15 protein-coding genes are annotated in these 25,126 nt (G+C 70.7%); 5 read left to right on the top strand and 10 right to left on the bottom strand.

Annotated elements, in window-relative coordinates:
- Positions 1–4 precede the first annotated feature (4 nt).
- The gene (locus ACQEU8_RS31885; protein WP_433107253.1) at positions 5–2,395 is read left to right on the top strand and encodes a glycosyltransferase; all 2,391 of its coding nucleotides are present in this window, start codon (positions 5–7) and stop codon (positions 2,393–2,395) included.
- Here the strand turns inward: ACQEU8_RS31885 and ACQEU8_RS31890 are convergent.
- Both ACQEU8_RS31890 and ACQEU8_RS31895 read right to left on the bottom strand, forming a co-directional pair.
- Complete coding sequence (locus tag ACQEU8_RS31890; RefSeq protein WP_433107255.1) at positions 2,353–4,665, bottom strand: hypothetical protein; 2,313 nt, start codon at positions 4,663–4,665, stop codon at positions 2,353–2,355. The genes ACQEU8_RS31885 and ACQEU8_RS31890 overlap by 43 nt on opposite strands.
- Before the next feature lie 170 nt (positions 4,666–4,835).
- Positions 4,836–9,887: an NAD-glutamate dehydrogenase gene (locus ACQEU8_RS31895; protein ID WP_433107258.1), complete on the bottom strand. Its 5,052-nt coding sequence runs from the start codon at positions 9,885–9,887 to the stop codon at positions 4,836–4,838.
- A gap of 434 nt (positions 9,888–10,321) precedes the next feature.
- Here ACQEU8_RS31895 and ACQEU8_RS31900 point away from each other — a divergent pair, with 434 nt between their 5' ends.
- Positions 10,322–10,879 (top strand): DJ-1/PfpI family protein, encoded by a 558-nt coding sequence (locus ACQEU8_RS31900; protein ID WP_433107260.1) that lies wholly within the window; start codon positions 10,322–10,324, stop codon positions 10,877–10,879.
- 114 nt (positions 10,880–10,993) lie between these two features.
- Here the strand turns inward: ACQEU8_RS31900 and ACQEU8_RS31905 are convergent, their stop codons facing one another.
- Positions 10,994–11,671, bottom strand: coding sequence for an HAD family hydrolase (locus ACQEU8_RS31905; RefSeq protein WP_433107262.1), 678 nt, complete (start codon positions 11,669–11,671; stop codon positions 10,994–10,996).
- 94 nt (positions 11,672–11,765) lie between these two features.
- On the bottom strand, positions 11,766–12,290 hold the full coding sequence (locus ACQEU8_RS31910) for a DUF6912 family protein (protein WP_433107264.1): 525 nt from the start codon (positions 12,288–12,290) through the stop codon (positions 11,766–11,768).
- Positions 12,291–12,573: 283 nt separating this feature from the next.
- Between ACQEU8_RS31910 and ACQEU8_RS31915 the strand changes: the two genes are divergently transcribed.
- Complete coding sequence (locus tag ACQEU8_RS31915) at positions 12,574–13,047, top strand: Rv3235 family protein (RefSeq protein ID WP_433107266.1); 474 nt, start codon at positions 12,574–12,576, stop codon at positions 13,045–13,047.
- A gap of 140 nt (positions 13,048–13,187) precedes the next feature.
- Here ACQEU8_RS31915 and secA read toward each other — a convergent pair whose 3' ends face one another.
- Positions 13,188–16,025: a preprotein translocase subunit SecA gene (secA, locus tag ACQEU8_RS31920; RefSeq protein WP_433107268.1), complete on the bottom strand. Its 2,838-nt coding sequence runs from the start codon at positions 16,023–16,025 to the stop codon at positions 13,188–13,190.
- Positions 16,026–16,253: 228 nt separating this feature from the next.
- Here secA and ACQEU8_RS31925 point away from each other — a divergent pair, with 228 nt between their 5' ends.
- Together ACQEU8_RS31925 and ACQEU8_RS31930 are read left to right on the top strand one after the other, a co-directional pair.
- Complete coding sequence (locus ACQEU8_RS31925; protein WP_433107270.1) at positions 16,254–16,832, top strand: GNAT family N-acetyltransferase; 579 nt, start codon at positions 16,254–16,256, stop codon at positions 16,830–16,832.
- Between the two features lie 116 nt (positions 16,833–16,948).
- A complete protein-coding gene (locus ACQEU8_RS31930) occupies positions 16,949–18,169 on the top strand; it encodes a winged helix-turn-helix domain-containing protein (protein WP_433107272.1) in 1,221 nt (406 codons plus the stop codon).
- 71 nt (positions 18,170–18,240) lie between these two features.
- Here ACQEU8_RS31930 and ACQEU8_RS31935 read toward each other — a convergent pair whose 3' ends face one another.
- The 5 genes from ACQEU8_RS31935 to mtrB all read right to left on the bottom strand — a co-directional run bounded on the left by ACQEU8_RS31935 (position 18,241) and on the right by mtrB (position 25,126).
- The gene (locus ACQEU8_RS31935; protein WP_433107274.1) at positions 18,241–18,993 is read right to left on the bottom strand and encodes a response regulator; all 753 of its coding nucleotides are present in this window, start codon (positions 18,991–18,993) and stop codon (positions 18,241–18,243) included.
- Positions 18,994–19,202: 209 nt separating this feature from the next.
- A complete protein-coding gene (hpf, locus tag ACQEU8_RS31940) occupies positions 19,203–19,904 on the bottom strand; it encodes a ribosome hibernation-promoting factor, HPF/YfiA family (protein ID WP_433107276.1) in 702 nt (233 codons plus the stop codon).
- Between the two features lie 303 nt (positions 19,905–20,207).
- Entirely contained in the window at positions 20,208–20,798 is a 591-nt protein-coding gene (locus ACQEU8_RS31945) for a ComF family protein (RefSeq protein WP_433107278.1), read from the bottom strand.
- Positions 20,799–21,329: 531 nt separating this feature from the next.
- Positions 21,330–23,195 carry an LpqB family beta-propeller domain-containing protein gene (locus ACQEU8_RS31950; RefSeq protein WP_433107280.1) on the bottom strand — a complete coding sequence of 622 codons (1,866 nt, stop codon included), beginning with the start codon at positions 23,193–23,195 and terminating at the stop codon, positions 21,330–21,332.
- Entirely contained in the window at positions 23,192–25,126 is a 1,935-nt protein-coding gene (gene mtrB, locus ACQEU8_RS31955) for an MtrAB system histidine kinase MtrB (RefSeq protein ID WP_433107282.1), read from the bottom strand. The genes ACQEU8_RS31950 and mtrB overlap by 4 nt, the downstream gene beginning before the upstream one ends.

Here is a 25,126-nt window from a genome sequence, read left to right on the forward strand (position 1 = left end):
GCGGATGAAGATCGTGTTCCTGCTGGACAACGCCTATGGAATCGGCGGGACGATCAGGTCGACGGTGAACCTCTCCGGAGCGCTTGCCGAGCGGCATCAGGTGGAGGTCGTCAGCCTCCGCAGGTCGCGCGAGGAGCCCGCCCTCGCCTTCGACCCACGTGTCTCCCTGACCTCTCTCATCGATCTGCGCCGCTCCTCCCCCGACTACGACGGGGACGACCCGGACTACCACCGGCCGAGCGAGCGCTTCACCGAGGGCCGCGACCACTTCGAGCGCCGCATCGCCACCCGGCTGGGCGATCTGCGGATGCGGGAGCTGCTGGAGAACCTGGAGGCGGACGTCGTCATCGGCACCCGGCCGAAGATCAACGACTATCTCGCCGGGTACGGCACCGACCGCTACGTCCGCATCGGGCAGGAGCACCTCACCCACTCGATGCACAGCGACCACGTCCGCACCCACCAGGACGCCGCCCTCGCCCACCTGGACGCGTTCGTCACCGTCTCCTACGCGGACGCCGCCGACTACCGCGCCGCCCTGCCCGACGTACGGACCGAGATCGTCTGCGTGCCCAACGCCGTGCCCGCGCCGCAGGTCGAGCCCTCCGACGGGCAGGCCAAGCTGATCGTCGCCGCCGGCCGGCTCATCAAGGTCAAGCGGTACGACCGGCTGCTGCGCGCCTTCGCGCTCGTCGCGGACAAGCACCCGGACTGGACGCTGCGGCTGTACGGACGGGGCCCGCAGCAGAACGTGCTGCGGACAATCCTGAACGAACTCGGCCTCTACGACCGCGCGTTCCTGATGGGCGCCCACTCCCCCATCGAGACGGAGTGGGCCAAGGGCGCCATCGCGGCCGTCTCCTCCGACGGCGAGTCCTTCGGTATGACCCTGGTGGAGGCCATGCACTGCGGCGTCCCGGTCGTCAGCACCGACTGCCCATACGGCCCTGGCGAGATCATCGCCAACGGTCAGGACGGGCTGCTCGCCCCGCTGGGCGAGAACGAGGACGTGACCGTACGCGCCTACGCCGACGCCCTGCTGCACCTCGTCGAGGACCCGGCCCTGCGCTCCGCCATGAGTGCGGCGGCGCTGGAGAAGGCAGCCCGCTACTGCCCCCAGCGCATCGCGGGCGAGTACGAGAACCTGATGACCCGCCTTCTGGCGGGCCGCCCCGGCGCCGGAGCACGCGCGCCCGCTCCGGTCCCGGGCAGGACCGGAGCGGACACCGCGCCGACGGCCGACATGCCCCGTAAGCGCGCCGCGCCGGCCAAGTCCCGCACCCCCACCTCACGCAGGGGCGGACGCGCACGCGTCGAACGGACCGTGCGCCGCCTCACGCCCCGCGCCCTCTTCCCCGCCCTGCGCCCCCTCGTACGCACTCTGCGGCAGGGCCCGGGCGCGCGACGGGCGAGCGGGATCAAGGGACTGCCGCGCCCGCTCGCCCACGTGAGGGTCGAGGGAGACGGGGCGCTGCTGGTACGGCTGCACGCCGATTCCCTCCCCAGCAGCGCGGCCGTACTCTCCCTGCGCCCCCAGCGGGACGGTGCGGAGCCGGTCCGCGTCCCGCTGCCGCCGCGCGACCGGGCGGACGCGGACGGCTGGGCCGAACTCCGGCTGACGCGCGCGGAGGTGGAGCTGTTCGAGGGGCGGTGGGACGTCTACGTGGAGCGCACCTCGGACGGTGCGAGCCAGCAGATCAAGGCGCTCATGGTGGAGACGGCACGGCTGCTCACCCTGCCCGAGCCGCTCGACCCCGACGGCATGCTCCGGTCCTGGATCCCGTACGCCACCGGCGACGGCCACCTCGCCCTGCGCAGCTGGTCCCGCGCCCGGCACGCGGAGGTCACCTCGATCGCGCTGGGCGAGCACGGCTACACGCTCACGGCGCGGCTGTACGGAACGTTCCCGCGCCCCGCGCTGTCGCGGCGGACCCGCGAACTGTGCGGCGGGCCCGTGCTGGTGGCGGTGCCGCGCGACAACCCGCGCCAGGCGTTCGAGTTCCCCGGCCGCTGGGACGGCGACGAGGAGAACGCCACGGTGCGCATGGAGCTGCCCTACGAGCTGCCGGCCGCGTTCTCCGACGGCTGTCCCGAGGGCGTGTGGGACCTGTCGCTGCGCCCCGGGCTCGGTCCCGAACGGGTGCGGCTGGGACGGGTGCTGGGAGACCTCGCGGACCGCAAGAAGACCGACGTCACCCCGCGCGCCCGGCTGGGCGACACCGACCAGGTCGTCCAGCTGTACTTCTCCGTCAACAACAACCTCGTCCTGACGCTGAAGACCCTCCCCGCGCCCAAGCCGGAGCAGGCGGAGCAGACGGAAGAGAGTGCTACTGCCGCGGACGCGCAGAGCCCTCAGAGCCGCTCGTCCTCCCCCAGCACCTCGGCCACCGCCTGACCCTGCTCGGACTCCACCGCCTGACCCCGCTCGCTCTCCCCCGTACGGCACTCGGCCGCCCGCATGCGCTGCTCGCGGGCCTCGGCCGCCTGCGCCAGTGCCTGGACCGCGCGGTTGAAGCGGACGAGGGAGGGCGGCTCGGCCGGGCCGAGCAGCCGGACCTTCAGCGCGGCACGCGCCGGGGCCAGCGTGTCCTCCTCCGGGTGGCGTACGGAGTGCAGCAGTCCGGGAATGCCCGAGCCGTCCGGGCCCAGGATGGTCGCCGCACGGACGGTGGGGCAGGCCGAGCGGAAGCTGTCGTCGTCCATCCCGCTGGTGTTGGTGACGGCGTACGGCTTCTCGCTGCTGAGGTAGTCCGAGACGACGGAGGAGACGTCCGAGACCAGCACATCGGCCTCGTTGAAGCAGCCGAACAGGCTGGGCCGGGAGCGGGTGATGACGCGGTGCTGCCAGGGGGGCTTCGCCGCCCAATACGCCTCCTCCCACGTCCGCAGGGCCTCGGCCGCCACCTGGGCGCGGCCCGGCTCCGGCGCCGACTGGCGCAGCATCCGCTCCACCTCGTCGGCGTGCCGCCGCACATCGGCGCGGGTCAGCGCCTTCAGTTCGCGGGCCGCTTCCTCCAGCGCCGCGACCGCCTCCGGGCTCGGCTCCTCGCCGTCCCGCTCGGCGTTGGCCTCGCGGACCAGCGCGCGGATCCGCCGGTCGGCGGCCCCGGCCCGCGGGTCGATGGTGCCGGTCATCGGGTGCGGCTTGTACAGCAGCCGTACCTTGGGGTCGGCCAGCAGCGCCTGGACGATGTTCTCACCCGCCAGGACCACGGAGGTGTGGCCCGGATCGTCCGTGTAACCCTCCCAGGTGGGGGCGTAGAGAACGGTGAGATACCCGGCGCGGTCGCCCACCGCGCGAGCACCGGCCGGCTGGATGGGCGCGAGCTGCGGGCGGCCCACCTCGACCACGTCCTTGTCCTCCACCCCGATGCACGCCTGCGCGTACCGCTCCCGCGCGGCTTCCCCGGCAACCCACACCTGGTCGTACGCCTTGGCGTACGGGTTGCAGGAGGAGAGCTTGTCGGACTCCCCGTGGTTGATGAAGGCGTGCTTGAGAGTGGGGATACGCAGCACCTGTGCCGTCTTGCCGGAGTTGGCCGGGTGCAGCAGCACCTTGAGCGTGGAGTGCTCCAGCCGCATCAGATGCGTGACCTTGGGGATGCAGACGATCGGGATGTCGGTGGCGTCGATCTTCTGCACCATGAACCGCTCACGCAGCACGATCAACGGCCGCCCGTCCAGCTCGGCCAGGGTGCTCAGCCACATGTTCGCCTGGTACGCGGATGACGCGCCGCCGGAGAAGTACATGCCCACGGTCGGTCTGTACTCCGCCAGCCACTGGTCCAGCCACGCCAGCGCCTCCTCCTCGCCGACGACCTGCTTGCCGGGCAGCAGCCAGGTGGCCAGCCATCCGGTACCGGCCAGCACCCCGACAGCGCAGCTCCAGACGGCGGCCTGCGCCCACCCCAGCTCGCCCGTCATTGCCGAGGCGCCAATCCCGGCTGTCGTCAGCACCGAGACGCCGGTCAGCCGCAGCGTCGCCCGCTTCACGAACAGCGCGGGCGGCGAGGAGGACAGCCGCAGCGCGGAAGCGTCGATGTTGCGGGTGACGACCGGCAGCCGCCGCCGGGTACGCACCGCACCCGCGATCGCCTGGCAGAAGAAGTGCAGCGCCCAGCACAGCAGCACGGCGCCCAGCAGCAGCGCACCGGCCCCACCGGGACGCAGCACATCCAGCCTGCCGAGGCCGCCGAGCAGCAGTGCGTCCCGCAGCATCTGCCGTGCGGGCGGGGTGAACTGCGCCCGGCGCAGCTGCCGCGTCATCTTCCGGGCCCGGGAGGGCATCAGCACCTCGGTCAGCAGGCCGAGCACCGCGCCGAAGACGACGAAGGGGGCGTGCGCGTCGACGATGCCCGCCACCTGGAGCAGATAGCCGCCGCCCAACAGCAGCAACGCGGAGACGGACTTCGACCGGCGCCGCGCCAGGGCGGCGCGGCGCTGCCGCTGGAGGGCGGTTTCGATGCTCTCCGCCTCGCCCTCGTCCCCGCTCTCGCCTTCGCCGCCGTCGCGGTGGCCGTCGCCGCCGGTCGCCGCGGCGGAGCGGCTGCCATCGGCCACCGGGTCGAGCACCAGGGTGTCGGCCGTGTTCGCGGCATCCGCAGCGCCGTCCCCGACAGCGCCGCTCTCTTCGTTCGCGCCGCCGTCGTCGTTCGCGTCGTCCACACCGTTAACCAGCGCACCCACACTTCACGGTAGGCAGACCCGGAGTGGCCCGTCGCGCCGCAGAGGGCCGAACGCGTGACCGCCGCTGGGGCCGGCGTTGTCGGCCTTCTGCGGGCACGTCGTGGTCGCTCGCGCAGTTCCCCGCGCCCCTTCCGGGGCGCGGGGAACAATCAGCGGTTGCTGCGAAGCAAAGTGCGCATTGTCCGCATCGCCACCGACAGGTTCGCCAGGTCGAACGTCTCCGACGACTGGATCTCGTCCAGGGTGGCCCGGGCGCGGACGAGGATTGCGTGGTTCTTCTCCTCCCACGCCTTGTACCGCTGCTCCGCCGTCGCGGCACCGTCGCCGGCGCCCAGCACATCGGCCGTCAGCAGCTGGTGTGCCGCGTAGAGGTCCTCACGAATGGAGGAGCGGGCCATGGACTGCCAGCGGTCGGCGCGCGGCAGCTCGCTGACGCGGCCCTGCAGCTGGGTGATGCCGAGCCGGTCGGCCAGGTCGAAGTAGACCTCGGCGACGTCCATCAGGTCCTTGTCGGTACGGCCCGCGACGGCCACCACGTCCAGCGCGGAGAACGCCGCGGCCGAGCCGGCGATGCGCAGCGCCAGGTCCCCGGGGACACCGGCGCCCGCCAGCTTGTCGTAGACCCGCTGGTGCCACTTGAGGTCGTCGCCCTTGAGCAGCTTGGGCAGCTCGGCCCAGACCGTCTCGACCCGGTCGGAGAACAGCTCGATGGTGTCGGCGAGCGCCAGCGGCTGCGGACGGTTGTTGAGCAGCCAGCGGGTGCCGCGCTCGACGAGCTGCCGGGAGCGCAGCCGGATGTCGGTGAGCACGCCTGCCGCGACCTCGTTGTCCAGCGCCTCGACCTCGTCCCAGATGTCGCCGAGCCGGAAGATGGCCCGCGCCGCGGTGTGGGCGCGCACGATCTCCTCCGTGGACGCCCCGGACTCCTCCTTCATCCGGTGCACGAAGGTCGAACCCGCGGTGTTGACCGTGTCGTTGACCAGCAGCGTGGTGATGATCTCCCGGCGCAGGGCGTGGTTGGCGATCTGCTGGGCGAACCGCTCGCGCAGCGCCTCGGGGAAGTAGGCGTACAGCAGCCGTTCCAGATAGGGGTCGTCCGGCAGCGAGGTGCCGATCAGCTCACCCGTGATGTTGATCTTGGTGTAGGCGAGCATCACCGCGATCTCCGGCTGGGTCAGCCCCTGGCCGTTGCCGCGCCGGTCACGGATCTGCCGGTCCGAGGGCAGGAACTCCAGCGCCCGGTCGAGCTTGCCCTCCTTGGACAGCCTGCGCATCTGCCGCTGGCTGGCCAGCAGCAGACTCGGCGCCTGGGCGAGGGAGTTGGCCAGCGCCGCGTTCTGCGCGTAGTTGTTGCGCAGCACCAGCGCGCCGACCTCGTCGGTCATCTCGGCCAGCAGGGCGTTGCGCTGCTTGACGGTCATATCGCCGTCGGCCACCACGGAGTTCAGCAGGATCTTGATGTTCACCTCGTGGTCGGAGGTGTCCACACCGGCGCTGTTGTCGATCGCGTCGGTGTTGATCCGGCCGCCGTTCACGGCGAACTCGATCCGGCCCAGCTGGGTGCAGCCGAGGTTGCCGCCCTCGCCGACGACCTTCACCCGCAGATCCTGGCCGTCCACCCGGATCGCGTCGTTGGCCTTGTCGCCGACATCCGCGTCGCTCTCCGTCGACGCCTTGACGTAGGTGCCGATGCCGCCGTTCCACAGCAGGTCGACGGGGGCGGTCAGGATGGCGCGCATCAGCTCGGCGGGGGTCATCTTGGTGACGCCCGCCTCGATGCCCAGCGCCTCGCGCACCTGCGGGGTGATCGGCACCGACTTGGCGCTGCGCGGGTGGATGCCTCCACCGGCCGAGATCAGCTCGGGGTTGTAGTCCGCCCAGGACGAGCGCGCCATCTCGAACAGCCGGCGGCGCTCCGCGTAGGAGGTGGCCGCGTCCGGTTCGGGGTCCAGGAAGATGTGCCGGTGGTCGAAGGCGGCCACCAGCCGGATGTGCTCGGAGAGCAGCATGCCGTTGCCGAACACATCGCCCGACATGTCACCGACGCCGACGACGGTGAAGTCCTCGGTCTGGGTGTCGTGGCCCAGCTCGCGGAAGTGCCGCTTGACGGACTCCCAGGCGCCGCGCGCGGTGATGCCCATGCCCTTGTGGTCGTAGCCCGCCGAGCCGCCGGAGGCGAAGGCATCGCCCAGCCAGTAGCCGTAGGCCTGGGCCACCTCGTTGGCGATGTCGGAGAAGGTGGCGGTGCCCTTGTCGGCCGCGACGACGAGGTAGGTGTCGTCCTCGTCGTGCCGCACCACGTCCTTGGGGTGCTCGACCTCCCCGGAGACGAGGTTGTCGGTGACGTCCAGCAGTCCGGAGATGAACGTCTTGTAGCAGGCGATGCCCTCGGCCTGCCAGGCGTCGCGGTCGGTGGCCGGGTCCGGCAGCTGCTTGCCGACGAAGCCGCCCTTGGCACCCACCGGCACGATGACGGTGTTCTTCACCTCCTGCGCCTTGACCAGGCCCAGGATCTCCGTACGGAAGTCCTCGCGCCGGTCGGACCAGCGCAGACCGCCGCGTGCGACCTTGCCGAACCGCAGGTGGACGCCCTCCACGCGGGGCGAGTACACCCAGATCTCGAACTGGGGCCGCGGCGCGGGCAGGTCCGGGATGGCCTGCGGGTCCAGCTTCATCGACACATAGGTGTGCGGCTTGCCGTCGCTGGCGAGCTGGAAGTAGTTGGTGCGCAGGGTGGCGTTGATGACGGTGAGGAAGGAGCGCAGGATGCGGTCCTCGTCCAGGCTCGCCACCTGGTCCAGCGCGCCGTTCAGCTCCTCCAGGATGCCGTCCGTCAGCTCGTGCCCGGCCCACCTGCGAGCCGGGTCCAGCCGGGCCTCGAACAGGTTGACCAGCAGCCGGGTGGTGTGCACGTTTCCGCGCAGGGTGTCCTCGATGTAGGCCTGGCTGAAGGTCGAGCCGGCCTGCCGCAGATACTTCGCGTACGCGCGCAGCACCATCGCCTGCCGCCAGGTCAGCCCCGCGGAGAGCACCAGCGCGTTCAACCCGTCGTTCTCCGCACGCCCTGTCCACACCGCGGCGAACGCCTCCTGGAAGCGCTCGCGGGTCTCCTCCTCGAGACCGCGCCGGCCGTCCGGCATCCGCAGCCCGAAGTCGTAGATCCAGGCGTGCGAACGGTCGGCGCAGCGCAGCTCGTACGGCCGCTCGTCCACCACCTCGACGCCCATCGCCTGCAAACCGGGCAGGACGGCCGAGAGGGAGACCGGGCTGCCGGTCCGGTACATCTTGAACCGGCGCTCACCGGGACCCGCGCCGACCGGCTCGTACAGGCTGAGCGAGAAGTCGTTCTCCTTGCCTCCCTGCACCAGCTGTTCCAGGTGCTGGAGGTCGGCGACGGCGGCGCGCGGCGAGAAGTCCGCCTTGTAGCCCTCGGGGAAGGCCCGCGCGTACTTCTGCGCCAGCTCGGCGGCCTGCTCCTCACCGCACTCGGCGACCAGCGCCTCGTTGAAGCCGTCCGCCCACGAGCGCGCCGCCTCGGCCAGCCGCGACTCGATCCGCTCGATCTCCGCGTCCGTCAGCTCCGCGAGCTGGGCCCCGGGCTTCACCCGGATCACGAAGTGCAGCCGGGAGAGCACCGATTCGGTGTTCCACGCGGTGAAGTCGACGCTGGTGCCGCCCAGCTCCTCGGTGAGGATCTCGGTCAGCCGCAGCCGCACCGCGGTCGTGTAGCGGTCGCGGGGGAGGTAGACCAGCGCCGAGTAGTACCGCCCGTACTCGTCCTTGCGCAGGTAGAGCCGCAGCTTGCGGCGCTCCTGGAGGTAGAGGACGGAGGTGACGATGGACCGCAGCTCCTCGACCGAGGTCTGGAACAGTTCGTCGCGCGGGTACGTCTCCAGGATCTGCAGCAGGTCACGCCCGGCGTGGCTGTCGGGTGTGAAGCCCGCGCTCTCCAGCACGTCGGCGACCTTGCGCCGCACGACGGGGACCCGGCGCACCGACTCGGTGTAGGCGGCCGACGAGAACAGACCGAGGAAGCGGCGCTCCCCGATGACGTTCCCCGCCTCGTCGAACTTCTTGACGCCGACGTAGTCCAGATACGACGAACGGTGCACTGTCGCGCGGCTGTTCGCCTTGGTGAGCACCAGCATCCGGTGCTCCCGCGCCTTGGCCCGCGCGTCGGCGGGCAGCCGGTTGAAGGACGGTGAGACCGGGTGGCTGTCCTCCGTGCTGCGCTGCGGGTCGGCGCGCAGGATGCCAAGCCCGGTGCCGGGCAGCGGGGCGAGGCTCAGCTCCTCGCCGTCGGCGCCGGCCTTCTCCCGCTCGCTCGTGACGTCCAGCTCGTACTCGCGGTAGCCGAGGAAGGTGAAGTGGTCGTCGGCCAGCCAGCGCAGCAGCTCCCTGGCCTCCTCGATCTCCTCCTCGGGGAGCTCGTCGGTGGGCTCGTCGGGCAGGTCGTCGGCGATCCGGAGCGCCGCGCCGCGCATCTTCTGCCAGTCCTCGACGGCCTCCCGCACATCGGAGAGGATCCGGCGCAGGTCGGCGGCGATCTGCTTGAGGTCGTCGCGGTCGGTCTCGCGGTCGATCTCGACGTGGATCCAGGACTCGACCAGCGCGTCGTGCGGCAGCTCGCCGCCCGCTGCCTTCTTGTCCTTGCCCTTCTTCCTGGCCGTGGCCTTCTTCGCACCCTGGGTGGCCCGGGTGTCGGGAAGCTGGGTGTCCGGCATCTGCCCGAGGTCGTCCCGGCCCGCCGAGAGCACCTCCAGCAGCTTTCCGGTCAGATCCCGCCGGACCACCATCTGCGGGTGGATCACGGCATGGATGCCGCGGCCCTGCCGGGAGAGCTCGTTGGTGACCGAGTCGACCAGGAACGGCATGTCGTCGGTGACGACCTCGACCACCGAGTGCGTGCACGACCAGCCGTTCTCGTCGATCGACGGCGAGTACACGCGGACGTTGGCCGTGCCCTGCGGCCGCTCCTCGGCGAGCCGGTAGTGGGCGAGTGCGCCGCCGAGGACGTCGACCGGGTCGCGGTCGGTGAGGTCCTCCGGCGCCGTGTGCAGGTAGTACCGCTGGAGATACGCGCCAAGGGCGTCGTCCTGGGGCCCCTGGACCGGGTGGCGCCCCTGGGCCGGGCTTCGTTCAGCCACCCGGGCGGCTTCCGCCAGCCGCTCGGCTTTTGCTTCATCCAGCTTGCTCTGCATGTCCTCTGGCTCCTGTCGCGCGCCGTTGCGTGACGTCGGGAAAATGAAGGCACGGCACCGGAATGACGCGGGGTGTCCGCTCGGGTCCGCCGCTGTGCCGGGAGAGACGACCAGCGGCGCCCCACCCGCGGTCACGCGAGGGGCGCTGTACGGAGGGGCGCCCTGAAGCGGATCCTCCGGTGGATATCGCGCTGATCACGTAGGTAAGGCTATCGCTCCTGGGCACCGGAGTGTCATGGGCCTTGTTTGTACAGATAGCGAGCGCAATTTGTACGGATAGCTGGCACACATAGATCATCTTCGCCGATCCGACCAGCTGGGGAAGGGCCGGGGAAACTCTTGGCAAAACGGCGATCGCGGGGCACGTTGACACAGACGGTACCGGCACCCCGGGCGGTTCCCGTCCGGGGCGCCCCCCGGGAGGTGGAGGCAGCATGACGGCGAACATCCTGCTCGTGACCGGCGACGCGGCCGAGTCCCTGGAGGTGCTCTACCCCTACCAGCGGCTGCGGGAGGAGGGCTACACCGTGCACATCGCCGCGCCCACCCGCAAGAGGCTGCGCTTCGTCGTCCACGACTTCGAGGAGGGCTACGACACCTACACCGAGAAGCCCGGCTACACCTGGCCCGCCGATCTCGCCTTCTCCGAGATCGACCCCGGGCAGTACGCGGGCGTGGTCATCCCCGGCGGCCGGGCGCCGGAGTACCTGCGCAACGATCCCGAGCTGCGCAAGGTGCTGAAGGCGTTCTTCGACGCGGACAAACCCGTCGCCCAGATCTGCCACGGGCCGCTGCTGACCGCCGCCGTTGGCGTGCTGAGCGGGCGACGGGTCACCGCCTACCCGGCGCTGGAAATGGACATGCAGACGGCGGGCGCCGACTTCCAGGACGCGGAGGTCGTCGTGGACGGCCCCCTGGTCTCCTCCCGCGCCTGGCCCGACCACTCCGCCTGGATGCGGGAGTTCCTGACGGTACTGCGGGCGAGGGAGTGAGCCGAAGAGGAGGTGCCCCTGTCCGCCGTCCGCGGGCTGCGGGTGCGTCGTGGCCGGTCGCGCAGTTCCCCGCGCCCCTTACGGGGCACAGCCCCTACGCGGGGTACGCAGCTGCTAGAGGGCCGCCAGCTCCTCCGCCGTCTCGACGGCCTCATGCAACGTGTCGACCACCGGCACCCCCGCCTCCTCCAAGCTGGCCCTGCTGTGCGAGCCGCCGGTGAACAACACCGCTCTCGCCCCCGCGTGCGCAGCAGCCAGCGCATCGTCCACCGCGTCCCCGATCACCACCGTCCGGGCCGGATCGACACCGCTCAGCGCTGCCAGGTGGCGCACCATCTGGGCCGCCTTGCCGCCGCCGGACGGCCCGACAGCGCCGTCGACGCGGTCGAAATGCCCGTCGATGCCGTACGTACGCAGCAGGGGCAGCAGCCTGTCGTGCGGGGCCAGCGAACACAGCGACTGGGTGCGGCCCGCCTCGCGCCGGGCCGCCAGCAGCTCGGCGGCGCCCTCGGCCAGACCCGCGGCGGAGACCCGGGCCCAGTAGTGCCGGTGGAAGGTCTCGTCCATGATCTGCCACTCGCTGTCGGTGGGCAGCCGGCCGATCAGCCGCTCGTAGAAGCGCGGCACCGGGACGCAGTACAGCTCCCGGTATCTCTCCAGCGTGATGGCCGGAAGACCGAGCTCGTCGAACGCGGCGTTCGTCGCGTCGAGGACAGTGTGGATGTCGTGCAGCAGCGTGCCGTTCCAGTCCCACACGATGTGTGCGGACCTTGTTTTTCGCCCCAAGACCATGCCTTCGACGGTAGGAGAGGGCACTGACAACGCGACACCGATTTCTGGCCGCCACTCGCCGGGGAAACCGGAGAAGCCGCTGGTCAACCGCTGATCAGCCGACCAGCGCCGGGATCTCCTGAGTCGCGAACCACAGCAGTTCGTGGTCATCGGCGCGGTCCACGACCTGCTGCGCCTTCTCGTCACCGCGCAGAGCGGCGGACAGCGCGCCGACCGCCGCCGTCACGTCGTCGACCGCTTCCTCGGCGTCGAGATGGACGGCCGCGGCCTTGGTCAGCGGGACAGCGGCGGTCAGCCGCACCCGGCCGACTCCCTCGTCCCCGTCCGCGCCGTTCCCGGCCTCGTCGCCCTCATCGGCCCCGGCGACGGCCGCGTCAGCGGCCTCCGCCACGACGACCACCCGGCGCCGCGCGGCCTCGTGCTGCTCGGCCAGCAACCGCAGCGAGGCCCCCGCCGCCTGCCGCAGCGCCGCGTACTCCAGGTCTTCCTCGTCCTCCGCACCCCACCAGGCGCGCAGCCCGGGAGTGACCGCGTACGCCTCGACGGGCGCCGGTCCCAGCTCACCCGCACCGTGTGCCTCGCTCAGTGCGGGCAGGGTCAGGGGGACATAGACACGCATGGGCTGCCGCTTTCGTGTATCGCCGGGGACCGTATGCCCCGTCAGCATACGGGCCGGGCGGCTGCGCAGCCCTTCCCGACGGCTCCACGAACCCGCAGGTAGCGGTGGTGCGACGTCAACGCAGAACGCCTGCACCCACCGGATAGGGGAACTTCCCGCACCCCCTCCCGCACCCTCCCCGGCGCATTGCGGCCCGCCGCACTCCGCGGCTACAACCGTTCCCGTCAGCCAGTTACCGCCCGGTATCAATCCGCCGGGCCCGGCACACCACCACGGGGGACCCATGACGAGGCCCGTCTCCGAGTCGGCATCCGGACGCCAGCCACGCAGGCGCACCCCGCGCACGGCACCCTCCCGGCCGCCGACCCGGCGGGACAGCCGCCGCCCCGCCGACGCGGCCCTGCGTGCCGCCGCACACCGCGCCCGCGAGCGCCGGCCACCGTTCTGGTTCGCGCACCGCCTGCTGCTGGTGCTGAGCGGTCAGAGCCCGGTCCACACACTGCTCGCGCACGCCAGGGGCCCGGCGTACGACCGGCTGACCGCCCTCGCCCCACTGGCACCCCTGCGCCCCCGCGGCTCGGACCGTACGACGCCCGTCGTACTGGAAGCACGCGGCACCCAGCCGCGCGACGGCGTCATCGAAGCCTTCGCCCGCATCGCCACCGGCGCCCACCAGCGCGCCATGGCCTTCCGCCTGGAGTGGTGCTCCGACAACCGCTGGCGCTGCACAGCCGTCGAGCTGGACGTTACGCCCTGACGCGGTGACGTGCCCGGAAAGGGGCGCGGGGAACAACGCGACAAGCCACGACGATCCGCAGCCCGCGACCGACAGAAAGGGGCACCCTCTTGCCAGCAAAAAGGGCCGGGCACCAAGTGCCCGGCCCTCACGCTGTGCGGCTACTTCCGCTTCTTACGCCCCTTCTGGGCCTTCCGCCGCTCCGCGCGGGTGAGGCCGTCGGCAGGCGAGCGGACCGGGCCGCCGTCGTCCGCCGGGGTGCCGTTGTCCGAGGTGTCGAGGTCGCGCTCGACCACGCCGCCCTCCGCGGTGGGCGCCGAGAAGTGCAGCCGGTCGGGACGCTGCGGCTGGTCCAGCCCCTTCGCATGGATGGCCGGAGCCGCACCGGCGGGCACCGCGTCGCGCGGGCCCTCCTTCTCCAGGGACGGCGCCGGGGCCGCCTCCTCGACCGGGACCTCCTCGACCTGCTGCTCGACCTGGACCTCCAGGTTGAACAGATAGCCGACGGACTCCTCCTTGATGCCGTCCATCATGGCCTGGAACATGTCGTAGCCCTCCCGCTGGTACTCGACCAGCGGGTCCTTCTGGGCCATCGCACGCAGACCGATGCCCTCCTGGAGGTAGTCCATCTCGTACAGGTGCTCACGCCACTTGCGGTCGAGCACCGACAGCACCACGCGCCGCTCCAGCTCGCGCATGATGTCGGAGCCCAGCTCCTTCTCCCGCGCGTCGTACTGCTCGTGGATGTCGTCCTTGATGGCCTCGATGATGAAGTCCGCCGTCAGACCCTCGCGGTCGCCCGCGGCCTCCTCCAGCTCCTCGATGGTCACCTGCACCGGGTAGAGCTGCTTGAAGGCGCCCCACAGCCGGTCCAGGTCCCACTCCTCGGCGAAGCCCTCGACGGTCTCGGCCTGGACGTACGCCTCGATCGTGTCGTCCATGAAGTGCCGCACCTGCTCGTGCAGGTCCTCGCCCTCCAGGACGCGGCGGCGCTCGCCGTAGATGACCTCGCGCTGCCGGTTGAGCACCTCGTCGTACTTGAGGACGTTCTTCCGGATCTCGAAGTTCTGCTGCTCGACCTGGGACTGCGCGGAGGCGATGGCGCGGGTCACCATCTTGTTCTCGATCGGGACGTCGTCCGGGACGTTCGCCATCGCCATCACGCGCTCCACCATCTGCGCCTTGAACAGCCGCATCAGGTCGTCGCCCAGCGAGAGGTAGAAGCGGGACTCGCCCGGGTCGCCCTGGCGGCCCGAGCGGCCGCGCAGCTGGTTGTCGATCCGGCGCGACTCATGCCGCTCGGTGCCCAGCACATAGAGGCCGCCCAGCTCCTTGACCTCGTCTACGGCGGCCTTGACCGACTTCTCGGCCTTCTCCAGCGCGGCGGGCAGCGCGGCCGCCCACTCCTCCGGGTGCTCGTTCGGGTCGAGACCGCGCTCGCGCAGCTCGTTCTCCGCCATGCCCTCGGCGTTGCCGCCGAGCTTGATGTCCGTACCACGACCGGCCATGTTGGTGGCGACCGTCACGGCGCCCTTGCGGCCCGCCTCGGCGACGATCAGCGCCTCACGCTCGTGGTTCTTCGCGTTGAGCACCTGGTGCGGGACACCGCGCTTGGTGAGCTGCTTGGAGAGGTACTCCGACTTCTCCACCGAGGTGGTGCCGACCAGGATCGGCTGGCCGATCTCGTGCTTCTCCACGATGTCGTCGACGACCGCGTCGAACTTGGCGACCTCGGTGCGGTAGATCAGGTCGGCCTGGTCCTTACGGGCCAGCGGCCGGTTGGTCGGAATGGGGACGACGCCGAGCTTGTAGATCTGGTGGAACTCGGCTGCCTCGGTCATCGCCGTACCGGTCATGCCCGACAGCGTCTTGTAGAGGCGGAAGAAGTTCTGGAGGGTGATCGTGGCGAGCGTCTGGTTCTCGTCCTTGATCTCCACCCCCTCCTTGGCCTCGATCGCCTGGTGCATGCCCTCGTTGTAGCGGCGGCCGGCGAGGATACGGCCGGTGTGCTCGTCCACGATCATGACTTCGCCGTCGAGGACGACGTAGTCCTTGTCGTTCTTGTAGAGCTCCTTGGCCTTGATCGCGTTGTTGAGGTAGCCCACCAACGGGGTGTTGACCGACTCGTAGAGGTTGTCGATGCCCAGCCAGTCCTCGACCTTGGCGACGCCGGACTCGTGGATGGCGACCGTGCGCTTCTTCTCGTCGACCTCGTAGTCGCCCGTCTCCGGCTTCTGGGTGCGCGGGTCGCCGGGCTGGCCCCGCTCCAGCCGCTTGACCAGCTTCGCGAAGTCGCTGTACCACTTCGTGGCCTGGTCGGCGGGGCCGGAGATGATCAGCGGCGTACGGGCCTCGTCGATGAGGATGGAGTCGACCTCGTCGACGATGGCGAAGTTGTGGCCCCGCTGCACCAGTTCGTCCTTCGACCACGCCATGTTGTCGCGCAGGTAGTCGAAACCGAACTCGTTGTTCGTGCCGTAGGTGATGTCGCACGCGTACTGCTCGCGGCGCTCGGCCGGGGACATGTTGGCGACGATGCAGCCGACCGTCAGCCCGAGGAAGCGGTGCACCCGGCCCATCCACTCGGAGTCGCGCTGCGCCAGGTAGTCGTTGACCGTGATGATGTGCACACCGTCGCCCGACAGTGCGTTCAGGTACGCGGGCAGCGTGCCCACCAGCGTCTTGCCCTCACCGGTCTTCATCTCGGCGACGTAGCCGAGGTGCAGCGCTGCGCCACCCATCAGCTGCACGTCGTAGTGCCGCTCGCCCAGCACCCGCTTGGCGGCCTCGCGGACCGTCGCGAACGCCTCCGGCATCAGGTCGTCGAGGCTTTCGCCGTCGGCGTACCGCTCCTTGTACTCGTCCGTGAGTGCCCGCAGCTCGGCGTCCGACAGGTCGACGAAGTCCTCTTCGATGGAATTCACCTGCCGCGCGATGCGGTCCAGCTTGCGCAGGATCTTCCCTTCACCTGCACGCATGAGCTTGCCGAAGACGGACACTTAGGGTGGCTCCTTGCCGGTCGGGCCTGGCACGGTCTGCACGGTCAGTGCGGATGGTCGGTGCGGATACCGGCGAAGATCACCGATTTCGGCGAAGATCACCGAGGTCCTCTCCTTGCCGAGGGCCAATACCGCACCGGCCATCGTATGCGAGGGACGACTGCCCCTGTACCCCCAACGTGCCGGAGCCCCGGAAGGTGCCGGAGGCCCCCACGGCACAATCAGGTCATGGAGCCCATCACACTGCACACCGAGCGGCTCGTACTGCGCCCCTTCGAGGAGCGGGACGAGGCAGCAGTCGCCGCCGCGTGCGACGATCCGGACATCCAGCGCTTCGTACCGGTGCCTGAGCCCTACACACTCAAGGATGCCGAAGACTTCGTCCGGAACGTGAGCCCGGCCGGCTGGCGGGACGACACGGCGTACAACTTCGGCATCTTCACCCACGACGGCGCTCTGGCGGGCGCCATCGGCCTGGTCCAGCTGCGCAACGCCGAGCGCCAGGCCGAGCTGGGCTTCTGGACAGCACGCGACCACCGGCGCAAGGGCTATACGGCAGAGGCCGGACGCGCGGTCGTCGAGTGGGCCTTCACCGCGCTGGAGGTGGAACGGCTGGAGTGGGTCGCCCAGGTCGAGAACGAGGGGTCACGCGCTGTCGCGCTCCGGCTCGGCTTCGTGGAGGAGGGCATACAGCGGGCACGCATCGTGCAGAGAGGAACACGCCGCGACGCCCGCATCGCCGCCCTCCTCCCCTCCGACTGGGGATACGGATTCCGGACGCCGTATCTGCCCTCCCAGCAGGGATAGCGCGGGCGGGGACAGAAGGGAACGGCTGGCCGGCGCAGGCCCCGGAAGAGGGGGCCGGCAGGGCGCGGTTCCGGACGGGAAGTGCGTTGTCAGTGGCCCCACTTAGGGTGGCCCGCATGACGACTGGCCTGTCCACCACCGCCGTTCCCCACGACACCGCCCCTGCGCCGACGCCGCAGCTCTCCCTCTCCGCAGACGAGGCCCGGCGGATCGTGCTGCGGGCCCAGGGGCTGCTGGGCGCCCAGGACCGGCGGGCAGGAGTGCGCGGAATGCTGCGACGGCTGGGCGCGGTGCAGCTGGACACGATCTCGGTGCTGGCCCGGTCGCACGAACTGGTGCCTTACGCCCGGCTGGGTCCGGTGGGCCGGCAGGCGGTGGAGTCGGCCTACTGGTCGGAGTCGCACAGCTTCGAGTACTGGTCGCACGCCGCGTGTGTGCTGCCGATCGAGGAGTGGCCGCACTTCGCCTTCCGCCGCCGCGCCTTCCGTGCCCGGGGCCACCGTTGGCACCAGATGCAGGACCGCGAGGGCTCCTGCGCCGCCGTCCGCACCCGCCTCGCGGCCGAGGGCCCGCTGACCACGGCCGGCCTGGGCGGAGGCCGCAACGGGGGCGAGTGGTGGGACTGGTCCGAGAGCAAGATCGCGGTGGAGTGGCTGCTGGACATCGGCGAGGTCGTCGTCACCGAGCGGCGCGGCTGGAAGCGCGTCTACGACCTGGCGGAGCGCGCCGTCCCCGAGTCCCTGTTCCACGACGACCTGGACGATCGCGAGTGCCTGCGCCGCCTGGTGGCACAGGCCGGCGCCGCGCTGGGCGTCGCCACCCGTTCCGATCTGGCCGACTACCACCGGCTCAAGAACGAGCAGGTCGACTCGGTGCTGGCGGACACCGGGCTGGTCCCGGTCCAGGTGCAGGGCTGGTCCAGGCCCGCCTGGGCCGACCCAGCAGCCCTGGAGAGCACCCCGCGCGGCCGGCACCGCACCACGCTGCTCTCGCCGTTCGACTCCCTCATCTGGGACCGCCCCCGCACCGAGCGCCTCTTCGGTTTCATACACCGGCTGGAGGCGTACGTGCCGAAGCCGAAGCGGGTGCACGGCTACTTCGCGATGCCCCTGCTCGCGGGCGGAAAGCTCGTCGGCCGCGTCGACCCGGCACGCGAGGGCACCACTCTCGTCGCCCGCCAGCTCTCGCTGGAGAGCCCGAAAGCCGTGGAGCCGATGGCGCAGGCGCTGTCGGAAGCCGCCGCGTGGGTGGGCTGCGACGCGGTACGGGTGGAACGCTGCGCCCCCGAGGAGCTGCGTCCCCGGCTCAGGGACGCCCTCGACGCGCTGGGCCTGTAAAACAGACCGCCTGGGCCCCAACAGACCGGTCCGCGCCGGAGCGGGACTCAGCGGGCGTCCCAGCGGGCTCCTCAGCGGATCTCGAGGATCTTCTCCCGCATCGCGTAGACCACCGCTTCCATCCGGGAGTGCAGCTGGAGCTTCTCCAGGATGTTGCGTACATGGTTCTTCACGGTGTTCTCGCTGATGAACAGCTCTTTGGCGATATCCCGGTTGTTCATCCCGGTGGCCACCAGCTTGAGCACCTCCAACTCCCGGTCGGTGAGCTTGGGCGCGGGGACCAGCTTGCTCTCGTCGGTGCGCTGGATCATCGACTTGAACTCGGTGAGCAGCTTCGCCGCCATCGACGGACTGATCTGCGACTGCCCGTCGGCCACGGCCCGGATCGCCGTGGAGACCTCGTCCGTGGAGATCTCCTTGAGCAGATAACCGGTGGCCCCCGCCTTGATGGCGTCGTAGAGATCGGCCTCCTCATCGCTGATCGTCAGCATGATGATCTTCGCGCTGGGGGCCACCTCCTTGATGGAGGTGCACGCCTCGATCCCGCCCCGCTTCGGCATCCGCACATCCATCAGCACGATGTCCGGCAGCAGGTCCGCCGCCTTGTCGACCGCCTCGGCCCCGTCCGCGGCCTCCCCGACGACCTGGATGTCCTCCTCCTGCGCCAGCACGATCTCCAGACCACGCCGGAAGAGCGCGTGGTCGTCGACGACCAGCACCCGGATCGGCTCCTTGCGCCGCTCCCGCTCCAGCGGCTCCTCCTCCGCCCCCGGGCCCGGGTGTGCGTCGGGCATGGGCATCACGGGCCCGAAGCTGTCCACCATCGTTCCTCCCCCTGCACCCTGGTCTCCCACCAACCCAGCTACGGCCAAAGGCGGTTGGCGTGGGTCTTGATGTTACTCATGCCGACGCCCCCGGCCGGGTCCCGAGATCCGGCCGGGGGCGCGAACATCAAGCCGGTGGCGCACAGGGCTGTGCCAGGCCCGTGCTGGGCTGCCCGTAATGGGCCGTGCCGGTCTGCCGCCGTTCGGCGTCAGCCACCCAGCGCCCCGCCCGCTCCGGGCGGCGGCTCCTGGACGAACGGGTCCGGCTCCAGATGAATCACGCCGTAGTCATAGCCGTGCCGCCGGTAGACGACACTGGGCTGCTTGGTCTCGGAGTCGACGAACAGATAGAAGTCGTGGCCCACCAACTCCATCTCGTACAGCGCCTGGTCGAGCGTCATGGGTGCCGCCGCGTGCGTCTTCTCCCGGACGACCAGCGGCCCTTCGCCCCGTACCTCCAGCGGTCCCATCCTGGTGACCACGGGCTGACCGTCGGCCTCCGGGGGAGCGGCCACCGATCCGGCAGCCGCGTCGAGTTCTCCGTTCAGTTCCGACGCGAGGTGGGCGGTTGCCGCGGCCACACTCATCGGTGTGCGGGCTCCGCCGCGGTGGACCCGACGCTTGTCGGCCTGCTTGCGCAGCCGGGCCTCCAGCTTGCTGGTGGCCAGGTCGAGCGCCGCGTACGGGTCGGAGGCGGCTGCCTCCGCACGAATGACCGGTCCGCGCGTACGCAGGGTGATCTCCACCCTGTCGGAACGGTCGGCCTGCCGGGGGTTGTGTTCCTTGGCCACCTCGACCTCAAGGTTGATCACCTTGCCGTCGAGTTTCTGAACCTTCTCCAGCTTGTCGGCCACGTGCTTGCGGAACCGGTCGGGCACCTCTGTCTTTCGGCCCTTGACGACGATGTCCACGCAGAACTCCGTTCCCGGACAGTCCCACTTCTCGGTGTGGACCGTCCTTGGTGCACTGACGCCGGAGGCTCGGCCTCCCGCCGTTGGCTCTCCGGCTCGAGGTCGGCTTGCGAGTTTCACCTCCTTCTCCCCCAGAGGGGAGATCGCCACCCAATCCGAACGTACCTCCAGCGGGGGATGCTCGGCACCCCCTACCGGCACGTACCTCCGATCAGGCGAGTCAACCCTGGTACCACCAGCAACGATGTCGTCGATCCGATAGTTCCACCACGGTCACCCCGGGCAACTTTGCGTTCCTCCAGGTCACCCGTCCGAGCGGACCGCGAGCACTGCGGCCGTAGCCCCTCCTCCCAAGGCCCGTGCCGCCTCCGTGAGCGACACACCCGTTGTCATCACATCGTCCACCAGCACGACCCGGCCCGCACCCAGCAGCCGCGCGCCGCCTGGCACCATCTCCAGGGCTCCGGCAAGATTCGCGGTCCGCTGTGCCGCCGTCAGCCCCGACTGGTCGACGACCCTCCGTCGTTGGCGCAGCACGGGCAGCACCCGTACCGCCATGCCCTCCCTTCTGAGCGTCCGGGCGGCCTCCCGCGCCATGCGCCGTACCGGGTCGTGCCCCCGCCCCGCGACTGCCCGGCGCGCTGAGGGCACCGGCACAAGCGTGACCGGCGCCCGGCGCCGTGGGGACGGGCCGCCGTCCCGGGAGGGCGGCCCGCGCCGAGCGGGGGCAGTGGGCACCGAGGCAGGCGCGGAGGTCTCCGGCGCGTGCGAGGCCATCAGGACGGCGCGGGCGAGCACCGCTCCCAGCGGCGCGGCCAGCCCGAGGGCACCGCGCTCCTTGTGAGCGAGCAGCGCGGCTCGGGCCTCGTCGGTGTACGTGAGCGCTCCGTACACCCGAGGCAGTCCGGACGGTACGCGCGAGGGCCACACCCGCCGCGGCACCGCGCCATTCAGCACGCTGCTGCACTCTTCGCACAAGCGGTCCCGCTCTCGCGGACGACCGCAACCGGCACACCTCATGGGCAGCACCAGACCTGCGATTTCCCGCCGAAGTCCCTGCCAGAACCTCGGCATGACCCCCACTTTGGCATCCGGGGCGCGCCGCCACCACCCCTGTGGATAACTTCCGCGGCGGCACCGCGCCCAGCTCGAACACCGGCCTCACGAAAGGGAATTGCCGCAGGTCAGCGGATCGCTGGACAGCTCAGCGGCGCGTGCGGACAACTCGGTGGCGCGTGCGGACAACTCGGCGGCGCGGCCGGACGACCCCGCGGCTCAGCCGCTGGCGCCCCGGACATCCGGGCGGCCCGCCCGGACAACCCGACGACGCGGCCCGACAACCCCACGGCTCAGCCGCCCGGCCCTCACCAGTTCACCGGCTCCGCGCGGCGCGGCCCACCAGCCGCGCGGGCGCAACCCACCGGTTCACCCCGGGTAAGCAGGGGCCGAGCCGTTCTCCGTCAGCATCTTCCAGTTCGCGTCGGGAGGCAGCCGCACGATCCCGTCCTCGGAGTCGGCGAGCAGCGGCTTGCTCTCGTCCTCCGAGGCGGCGACCCCCGTGACATCGGTGATCCCCGGGAGGGTCGGCTGGTCCGAGACCGAGCCGTCGGTCTCCATGTACTGCAACTGCTGCACGCTCCCGGACTCCCGCCCCACCACTACGAGCCGGCTGCCGCCCGCCCACGAGGCCGCTGAGACATCCACCAGCTGGGGTGCCACGGGGCGCAGTTGCTCCACCGTCACCCGGGGCTTCTTCAGCGTGCCCTCACGCACCACACGGCCGAGCTGGAGCGAGGTGTGCCCGTCGCGCGCCCGCACGCGCAGCGCGATCCGCACCCCGTCGGAGGAGATCCGCAGCGACTCGATGCGCTCCCCCTTGTCCAGATCCGGCACACGTACCTCGTCGGGCCGCTCCTTGCCGCTGCGCAGCCGCAGCAGCCGGGTGTTGTCCGGGTCACGGTCGGCCACCCACAGATCGCCGAGCCCGTCCCAGCTGGGCGCCGTCAGCCGGTCGTTCTCGTTCTTGGCCTTGCTGGTGAGTACGGGCTCGCCGAGTGTCGTGGCCGCGCTCCCCTCCAGGGAGGCGACGTAGAGCCCGCGTCGCCCGCGCGAAACGGCGGCGCCCTCGCTCTCGATCCGGTTCACCGCGACCGCGCCCATCTCCACCTGCCCGCTGCCCAGCGGGCCTTCGACCGGGCGCGGCGGCTCGTTCTTGCGCAGGAAGGCGGCGACCCGGTGATCCTCGTCCACGAAGTACGCGTTCTTCGCACTGCCGTTGAGCCGTCCCGGCTGGTAGACGGCGGCCTGTTCCCGCGTCTGTGCGCACAGCTGGCGGTCCTTGGGGCCCACCAGTTCCACCTTGCCGACCTTCGCCGACGCCTGGTCCTGCACCGTGTACAGCACCTGCGCCGCCATCCGCATGCACTGCTTGCCCCCAGCAGTGGCCCCCCGGGCGTTCAGCCGTACCCGCAGCACTCCGGAATCGTCCACCGAGAGGTGCTGTCCGCGCGCCAGGCGAGTGCCGCGCGGGAACGCGCTGTTGACCACGGGGTCGATCCATCCGGACGGCCCCTGCAACAGCGCGGAGACGGTCCTGGTGACCGGGTCGATACGGCGACGCAGATAGACCGGATCGGCGACGAGCACGTTCTGACCATCCGTGATCGATTCCGCGTCAGGTCCGAGCTGCGCGTAGTAATACGTGTTGATGGGGCGGTAGATGCGCTGGAAATCGGACTCGCCGAGCACGAGACCGTCCGGCATCTCGTCGATCCGCCACTCCCCGTCAACTTTGGTCAGGTGGAAAATCTCGCTGTAGTCGCCTTTGGAGGGCGAGTAGGCGTGCTTGCTGTCCACGTCGGCCATCCGGGCACCGGAGACCTCCACGGAGTAGCCGTCCTCGTTGGCCGGACGGAGTCGCCGCGGCGCCTTCACCGCACTCGGCCCCTCTGAGAGCACGGTCGTCGACGCGAACGGGTCCCAGCGGCGGGCCAGGCTACGGGTCAGATACTCGCGCGCGGTGGGAAAGGTGGCCTCATCGCTGGTCGTCGCCTCCAGGAAGCCCCGTACGATCTGGGTCGGCGCCTCGCCCTTCTGCGGGCTGACGCTGTAGACCCGCACCTGGGAGTCGCCGTCGGCGTGGTGCGAGGAGCTGACGTGCTTGACGTTGCCGCCGTCCGGCATCGACGCGCATCCGGCCAGCAGCGTCCCGCACGCGGCGAGCACAACCAGCGCGCGCTGCCGCCGCAGTGCGCCTCCCCGGGTCTTCGTACGCCCCTCGGCGGCCCTCATCCGCGCTCCCCTCCGGACCGTCCTGCTCGCTCGTCGTTCCGCGCGCCCTCGGCGACCCTGCCCGCCGCCACCGGCGATGCGCCCCCTGGTGCTGCCGGCCGCTCCCGCTCGCGCGCCCGCTCCCGCTTCCTGCGCGAGTCCTCAGGCTCCAACCGCAGCGGCGATCCGCGCAGCGGCTCCCCCGCCGTACAGGGCAGCACGAGCAGGAACTGCGAACCGTCCCCCGGCGCGCCCCAGGCCCGCAGCCACCCCCCGTGCAACCGGGCGTCCTCCAGGGCGATCGACAGCCCCAGCCCCGTACCGCCCGTCGTACGGGCCCGCGCCGGGTCGGCACGCCAGAAGCGGTTGAATACGCGCTCCGCCTCGCCCTCCTTGAGGCCGACGCCATAGTCCCGTACGGCCAACGCCACCGCACCGCCGCCGGTCGCCAGCCGCACCACGACGTCGCCGCCCTCACCGTGCTCGACGGCGTTGTCGACCAGGTTGCGCAGCACCCGCTCGATCCTGCGGCCGTCCACCTCCGCGATCACGGGCTGCTCGGCACCCCGTACGAGGATCCTGCTGCCCTTGCGCTCGGCGAGCGGCTCACAGCCCTCGACGACACGGTGCACCACATCGCGCAGATCGACGGCGCTCGCCTCCAGATTGGCGGCGCCCGCGTCGAACCGGCTGATCTCCAGCAGGTCGGCCAGCAGCGACTCGAACCGGTCGAGCTGCCCGAGTAGCAGTTCGGCCGAGCGGGCGGTCGCCGGATCGAAGTCCTCGCGCGCCTCATGGATGACGTCGGCCGCCATCCGCACCGTCGTCAGCGGTGTCCGCAGCTCATGCGAGACGTCCGAGACGAAGCGACGCTGCATGCGGGACAGCTCCTCCAGCTGCTGGATCTTGACCTGAAGGTTCTGCGCCATTTTGTTGAAGGATTCCCCCAAACGGGCGATGTCGTCCTCGCCGGTGACCTTCATCCGCTCCTGGAGCCGCCCGGCCGCCAGCCGCTCGGAGATCCCGGCAGCCATCCGTACGGGTGTCACCACCTGCCGCACCACCAGCCACGCGATCGCGCCCAGCAGCACCACGACGAACACCCCGGCGGTCGCCAGCGTGCCCTTGACCAGGCTCAACGACTCCTCCTCCTGGGTGAAGGGGAAGACGTAGTAGAGCTGGAAGGGATTACCGCGCGCGTCGTTGAGGCGCTTGCCGACGATCAGCGCCGGATCGCTGCTGTGGTCCTGCCGGTAGACGCGCGCGTAGCGGCGGTGCGGCCCCGGCTCGTCGTCGAGGGCCTTGCGCAGGTCCGCGGGGATGCTCTCCTCGGGGCGGATGTCGCCGGAGGAGCGTGGGCCACGGGTGGTGAGGTTGCTGTTGCCGAGGAACGGCGACTCGTCGTTGTCGGAGCCGAGTGCCACCACCGAGTAGACGCCCTGGCCGCCGCTGGCGAGCTGCTCGACCAGGTTGTTCAGCCAGGTGCCGGAGTTCTGGGCACTTCTGCTGCCACGGATGCCGTCCTCACCGCTGGGCCCGCTGCCCGCGCTGTCGGCCATCCGCTCGGCGGCCGAGAACCCTCCCGACGCCTGGCTCTGCGCGGTCTGCTCCTTGGCCTCCAGCAGACCGTTGCGGACCTGCCCGATGACGACGAGCCCCAGCAGCAGCACGACCCCGAGCGAGAGCAGCAGCGTGGCCACCACCACCCGGAGCTGGATGTTCCGCCGCCACAGCCGCATCACCGGCAACAACGGCCTGCGCACCCACCGCACGAAGAAGCGCACCATAGGGCGCGCGCCGGGACCGGTCGCGCCCTCGGGGAGGAGGCCGTCGGAGAAGAGGACACCACTTCGCCACAAACGCCCGAATTTGGAGATATCGGACTCGCGGCCCGTGCCCCGCCCCGCCGCCGAACCCCCACCGGCGCGGTGCGGTGCGGTGTTACGGGTCAT

Source organism: Streptomyces sp. CA-250714, assembly GCF_050936705.1.
Taxonomy (GTDB): Bacteria; Actinomycetota; Actinomycetes; order Streptomycetales; family Streptomycetaceae; genus Streptomyces.

Coding starts and splice junctions, on each gene's coding strand:
- ACQEU8_RS31885 (WP_433107253.1), top strand. CDS start 5: ATGAAGATCGTGTTCCTGCTGGACAACGCCTATGGAATCGGCGGGACG.
- ACQEU8_RS31895 (WP_433107258.1), bottom strand. CDS start 9,887: ATGCAGAGCAAGCTGGATGAAGCAAAAGCCGAGCGGCTGGCGGAAGCC.
- ACQEU8_RS31900 (WP_433107260.1), top strand. CDS start 10,322: ATGACGGCGAACATCCTGCTCGTGACCGGCGACGCGGCCGAGTCCCTG.
- ACQEU8_RS31905 (WP_433107262.1), bottom strand. CDS start 11,671: ATGGTCTTGGGGCGAAAAACAAGGTCCGCACACATCGTGTGGGACTGG.
- ACQEU8_RS31910 (WP_433107264.1), bottom strand. CDS start 12,290: ATGCGTGTCTATGTCCCCCTGACCCTGCCCGCACTGAGCGAGGCACAC.
- ACQEU8_RS31915 (WP_433107266.1), top strand. CDS start 12,574: ATGACGAGGCCCGTCTCCGAGTCGGCATCCGGACGCCAGCCACGCAGG.
- ACQEU8_RS31925 (WP_433107270.1), top strand. CDS start 16,254: ATGGAGCCCATCACACTGCACACCGAGCGGCTCGTACTGCGCCCCTTC.
- ACQEU8_RS31930 (WP_433107272.1), top strand. CDS start 16,949: ATGACGACTGGCCTGTCCACCACCGCCGTTCCCCACGACACCGCCCCT.
- ACQEU8_RS31935 (WP_433107274.1), bottom strand. CDS start 18,993: ATGGTGGACAGCTTCGGGCCCGTGATGCCCATGCCCGACGCACACCCG.
- ACQEU8_RS31950 (WP_433107280.1), bottom strand. CDS start 23,195: ATGAGGGCCGCCGAGGGGCGTACGAAGACCCGGGGAGGCGCACTGCGG.
- mtrB (WP_433107282.1), bottom strand. CDS start 25,126: ATGACCCGTAACACCGCACCGCACCGCGCCGGTGGGGGTTCGGCGGCG.